The organism is Hyalangium sp., assembly GCF_035629615.1.
Taxonomy (GTDB): domain Bacteria; phylum Myxococcota; class Myxococcia; order Myxococcales; family Myxococcaceae; genus Hyalangium.
This window is the reverse complement of sequence record NZ_DASPHO010000644.1, coordinates 1-4,842: the sequence shown is the minus strand read 5'-3', so window position 1 is coordinate 4,842 and position 4,842 is coordinate 1. Positions and strand designations below refer to the sequence as shown.

At 68.2% G+C, this 4,842-nt stretch carries 3 protein-coding genes and 1 pseudogene; 1 reads left to right on the top strand and 3 read right to left on the bottom strand.

All coding sequences use genetic code 11. The annotated features are described in order from the left end of the window. A partial coding sequence (locus VD972_RS32970) for a sensor histidine kinase (RefSeq protein ID WP_324992764.1) occupies positions 1-2,817 on the bottom strand: 2,817 nt, incomplete at its 3' end. Between the two features lie 162 nt (positions 2,818-2,979). On the opposite strand from VD972_RS32970, the gene VD972_RS32965 reads away from it, so the two are divergent. Beyond that, a complete protein-coding gene (locus VD972_RS32965) occupies positions 2,980-3,570 on the top strand; it encodes a hypothetical protein (RefSeq protein ID WP_324992763.1) in 591 nt (196 codons plus the stop codon). 39 nt (positions 3,571-3,609) lie between these two features. On the opposite strand, the gene VD972_RS32960 is transcribed toward VD972_RS32965, so the two are convergent. Next, positions 3,610-4,155 (bottom strand): hypothetical protein, encoded by a 546-nt coding sequence (locus VD972_RS32960; RefSeq protein ID WP_324992762.1) that lies wholly within the window; start codon positions 4,153-4,155, stop codon positions 3,610-3,612. A 9-nt stretch (positions 4,156-4,164) separates the two neighbouring features. Then, positions 4,165-4,842: pseudogene (locus tag VD972_RS32955) on the bottom strand (hypothetical protein); the annotation flags it as partial.

The window sequence follows — 4,842 nt, the reverse complement described above, 5'->3', positions numbered from 1 at the left end:
GCGCGGGCGCAGCTCCCCGGCCGCCATCTTCGCCGCCGAGTCCATCACCGCCCGCAGATCCACCGGCCCCCGCGTGTCCTCGTCCTGGCGGGAGAACGTCTTCAAGTCCCGCACGATGCGCCGCACCCGATCCGCCCCCATCAGCGCCTCGCGCAGCACCTGGTGCATGTCCCGCAGCCGCTCGCGCAGCGGCTCCGCGTCCTCCGCCAGCTTCGCCAGCGTCTCCGTCTCCTCGCAGGAGTGCTCCAGGTTGGACACGATGTAGGAGAGCGGGTTGTTGATCTCGTGCCCCACACCGGCGGCGAGCGTGCCCACCGCCGCCATCTTCCCCGCCTGCACCAGCTGGGCCTGGGTGGCGCGCAGCTCGCGGAGGTTGGCATCCAGCTCCTCGTTGGCCCGGGCCAGCTCCTGGGTGCGCTCCTCCACGCGCGCCTGCAGCCAGCGCTCGCGCCCCTTGAGCCTCCCGACACGCCAGGCGTAGGCGCTCGCCGCCACCCCGCCCACGGCCACCGCGCACAGCACGTAGAACCACGCCGCCTGGTAGAACCACGGCTGCAACTCCACCTCCAGCACGGCCCCGGGCTCCACCCAGTGGCCTGCCCGATCCAGCGCCTGCACCTGGAAGCGGTAGGAGCCCGGCGGCAGGCGCGTATAGGTGGCGATCCGCCGGCCCTCGGCCTCCACCCAGTTGAGGTCATGCCCCTCCAGCCGGTAGCGGAACTGCACCCGCGGGGCGCCCCGCGCCACGAAGGCGGTGAAGCGCAGGTCCAGGTCCTGCTGCCCGGGCGCCAGCTCCAGCCTTTCTGTCAGCGGCACGGGCCGGCCCTGGACTCGGACTTCCTCGATCCGCGCCTGGGGCGGGTGGTGACGGAGCCGGACGTCCTTCGGATCCACCATCACCGCGCCGCGCAGGTTGGCGAACCACATCCTGCCATCCCGCGTCTTCCACCCGGAGGGCTGGGAGCCGCCATTGCACTCGCCCGCACGCATCCCATCCCGGTCATCGAAGAAGTCGCCATTCACCCGCTGGCGCCGGCCGTCCGCCACCTCCTCCAGCTCGCGCCGGCTCACCCGCGAGACGCCCTTGTTGCTGCTCATCCAGAAGTAGCCCTCCGAGTCCGGCAGGAGGTTGAAGACCGTCTCATCCGGCAGCCCCTGCGCGGCGGTGATGGAGGTGAAGCGCCCGTCCTTCAGGCGCGACAGGCCAGTGCTGGTCCCCACCCACAGCGTGCCGTGCGCATCCGGGTACAGGCTCAAGACGGAGTCCCCGACGAGCCCCTCCTTCATGGTGAAGCGGGTGAAGGTGCCGTGGGAGAAGCGGAGCAGGCCCTTGTGCGTGCCGAGCCAGATCGTCCCCGAGTCCTCCCGCACCATGGGCATGACATAGCCGGGGGTGTCCCCCTTCTCCGAGGCGGCGTACAGGGTGACACGTCCGCCGTGCAGCCATGCCAGGCCTGCCGAGGTGGCGAACCACATGCCGCCGTCCGGCTCCGGTGCCATGGCCCAGATGGCGGCGCCGGAGGGCATGCCCTGCTCGGGCCCCAGGAGGACGAAGCGCTCGCCGTCCTGGCGATAGGCACCGCCCACCGTCCCTACCCAGAGCGCTCCGTCCGAGCCTTCCGCGAGCGTGCGGATGCGCTCGTCCAACCCTTGCGCCGCCCCCACGTAGGTGATGACGCCCGCCTTCATCCGCGCCAGGCCATCCCTCTGCGAGGCCGCCCACAGCGTGCCGTCCTGGGTCTCCAGCAGAAACCGGGTGACGTCGAGGACCAGGCCCTCTGGCTCCCCCACTGTGAGAAAGGGGCCATTGCTCAGGCGATGCAGGCCATCATTCTGCGTACCGATCCACAGGTTCCCGTCCCGGTCCTCGAGCAGGCTGGACACCGCGCCTTCGGCGAGCTCCTTGGGGGTAGAGAGCGCGCTGAAGCCCGCCGCATTGCGCCGCAGCAACCCCCGCCCAGTGCCCACCCACAGGTTGCCATCGCGATCCTCGAGCAGCTCCCCTACCCTGACTCTGACATTCGGCCTTCCCTGCTCCGGGCCATGCCGGGTGAACTGCCCCTCCCGCAGGGAGAGGAGCCCCTGGCCCGTGCCGATCCACAGGGTGCCGTCTCGCGACAGCCAGAGGCTCTCCACCTGGAGCGGCTTCGCTGGAGACTCACCCGGAGGCAGGAACAGGACCTCCACCGAGTCCCCGGACACCCTGGCCACGGCCTGGCCAGCTCCCACCCACGCACCGCCCGCGCCATCCGCCACGATGGGCCCCGTGCCTTTGACTGGCAGCCCGTCCTCGGGCGTATACCGCCGCCAGGGGGCTTCACCGGAGACGGGTGCTCGCGTCACCCCCAGGGACGAGCTGATCCACATGGACTTGCTGTCCGCCGCCAGCCCCACGATGTAGGCCTCGGCCAGCGCTCCCGCCTCCGGAGGGCGGCGGAGCTGCCCCTCCTGGTAACGGAGGACGCCCTGCCTCGTTCCCACCCAGAGCACGCCGGAGACATCCTCCGCCAGCGCGTGGACATCGCTCTCCCCCAGCTCCGGCGAGTTCCGTCGATCGAAGACGGTGAACCGCGTGCCATCGAAGCGGGCGAGCCCCTCGTACGTGCCAAACCACAGGTAGCCGTCGGCCGTCTGCGCGCTGGCGAGGATCGAGTTCTGCGGCAGGCCGTTCTCGCTGCGCCAGATCTCGTGGTTGTACTGGGAGGGGCGCCGCCCCGGCTCGAGCGCAAGGCTGGGTGTGCTGAGACCCAGCGCCAGGATGACGCAGAGCCCCAGGAACCCTGTCCCTGCCTGCCGCGCCTGTCTCCGTGTTCCCATGGAGCGCATAGTGTCCAGCACAGAGGCCCCCCACCGCAAAGCGGTGACATGACAGCCCCCCCTGCCACCCTATTCCCCAAGGGAGCGAGATCTTCGGAGCCTGGGGTGCTGTTCGGGCCCGAGCCCCCGAGGCTAGACTTGCCCCAGGTCGAGGAGCACCCCATGAGCCAAGCCGTCGCCATCGTGAAGGACCCGGACCCGCCGAGTGACAGCGCCGCCCTCTCGAGGGGCCGGACCACGCTCATCGGGTTCTCGACGCCGCGCTCCTTCAACCCCGTGTCGTGGCTCGTCCGCAACTTCACGAAGAGCGAGGCCAGCCACTGCTTCTTCCTCTATTGGGATGAGGACTTCGAGTGCGACATGGTGCTCGAGTCCCACGAGCTGGGCTTCCGGCTCATCACCTGGAAGCGCTTCGTGAAGAAGAACCGCATCGTCGCGCTCGTCGAGCCCGCGCACTCGCTCGACAAGGGCTTCCTGCGGCTGGGCGAGTGGGTGGGCAGCGTGTACGACTTTGGCGGGCTGATCGGCCAGTCCGTCGTCCAGTTCGGGCGCTTCCTGCAGCGCAAGTGGCGCAATCCGTTCCGCTCCTCGCGCGCCATGTTCTGCAGCGAGTCCATTGCCCGCTGCATGCAGTGGGCCGAGCACCCGGAGGCCAAGAGCTTCTCGCCCAAGGAGACGGCGCCGCAGGATCTGCTCCGCTTCTACCGAGAGCCGGGCCGGGCGACGATCCTCGACATCCAGCGGTGGAAGTGAGCGGGGAGACCGCCTTGTTCCTCCCTTCGATCCCATTCTTCACGGCAACTTGGGTCTGAGTTGGAGCCAGTTCTCCAACTCGGGATGCTTCAGCACCACCCCTGTTCCAGAGATGAGGGACACGACATTGAGCGCACTCTTGATGTAGCGCAGCTTGAGAAGCGTCTCAATCGGGAGAGTGTGCCAGCTCTCCGAGGACGCCAGTCTGGCTGCCTCCTCAATGGGCACGGTAGCGAGACTCCGGAACCACGCCACAATGGTTTCAGGGTCTAAAACCGCGTCACCGTCCCGTGGACCGAGTTCCACGATCAACCATCCGCGCAGGTTCATGGCTGAGAGCATGAGGGAGTGCTTCTCATCACCGGGCGCGCGCTGCGCGAGCACTGCGTACACCACCAGTGCGATTTGTGCCCATGGCAGGCTCCTCTCTTCTCTGGCCCGTGAAGCGGCGGTGGAGGCGAAAAGCTCCCAGTTGAAGAACTCCCCTCCCACCGGCTCACCGATGGCCAGCCCATCCAGCCATGAGGCCACCTGTTCAAGAGGCCATCTCAGAACGGTTCGCAGAAGGGTGATCTTCGTAGCCATGGTTCCGTGTCACCGAGGGAAGGTAATTCCGAAGCGGGCGAACGCCTGCTTCCCCATTTCCAGCACCCTGTCGTTCACGGCCCTGGAAGCCCCATTCAGGTAGTGGCCGCTGTGCGAGGTGATGCGGATGCCGAAGCGCGTGGATCCACGGACAGCGATCTCCGCTTCACCGGCAGCGAGCACGGGGCGACCGCCACTGGCGACGGAGTGCATGATTTCCGTGCCGCGCCAAGTGTGCGGCACGATCAGCAGCTCGCCCTCTGGAGTGACAATCCATTTGAGCCGCTCCCCATTCGCATAGCGCAGGAAGTCAGGGTGGGACGGGCTTACGGGGTGGACCCCGAGCCGCTGGGCGGTTGCCAGTTCCGAAGAGAGTTGCTCCGGCACCTGGTTCTCGAAGAGTTCGCCTTGAGATGAGCTGACTGTCCGAAGCTCCCCTTGCCCACCGATGCCCGAAGCCGCCATGGCAACCGCCGTGGCAGGCAGGGAGATGACGACGGTGCTTCCTACGACGGCCACCGCGCTCACCTGTCCCACGTTCGCCAGATTGATTCCCACCCGTGAGGCCCCCGCCGCCGCGGCCTCCGAGAAGCTGGGCAGCATCGACAGCCGCGAGGACAGCAACGCAGCGCCCCCAGTCATTCCATGGCTCACCACCACCGTCACCGCGAGGACGAAGACGCGGGC

What these genes read in the sequence shown, in the direction of transcription:
- VD972_RS32960 (WP_324992762.1), bottom strand. Translation starts at nt 4,155, where the DNA reads ATGGCTACGAAGATCACCCTTCTGCGAACCGTTCTGAGATGGCCTCTT.
- VD972_RS32965 (WP_324992763.1), top strand. Translation starts at nt 2,980, where the DNA reads ATGAGCCAAGCCGTCGCCATCGTGAAGGACCCGGACCCGCCGAGTGAC.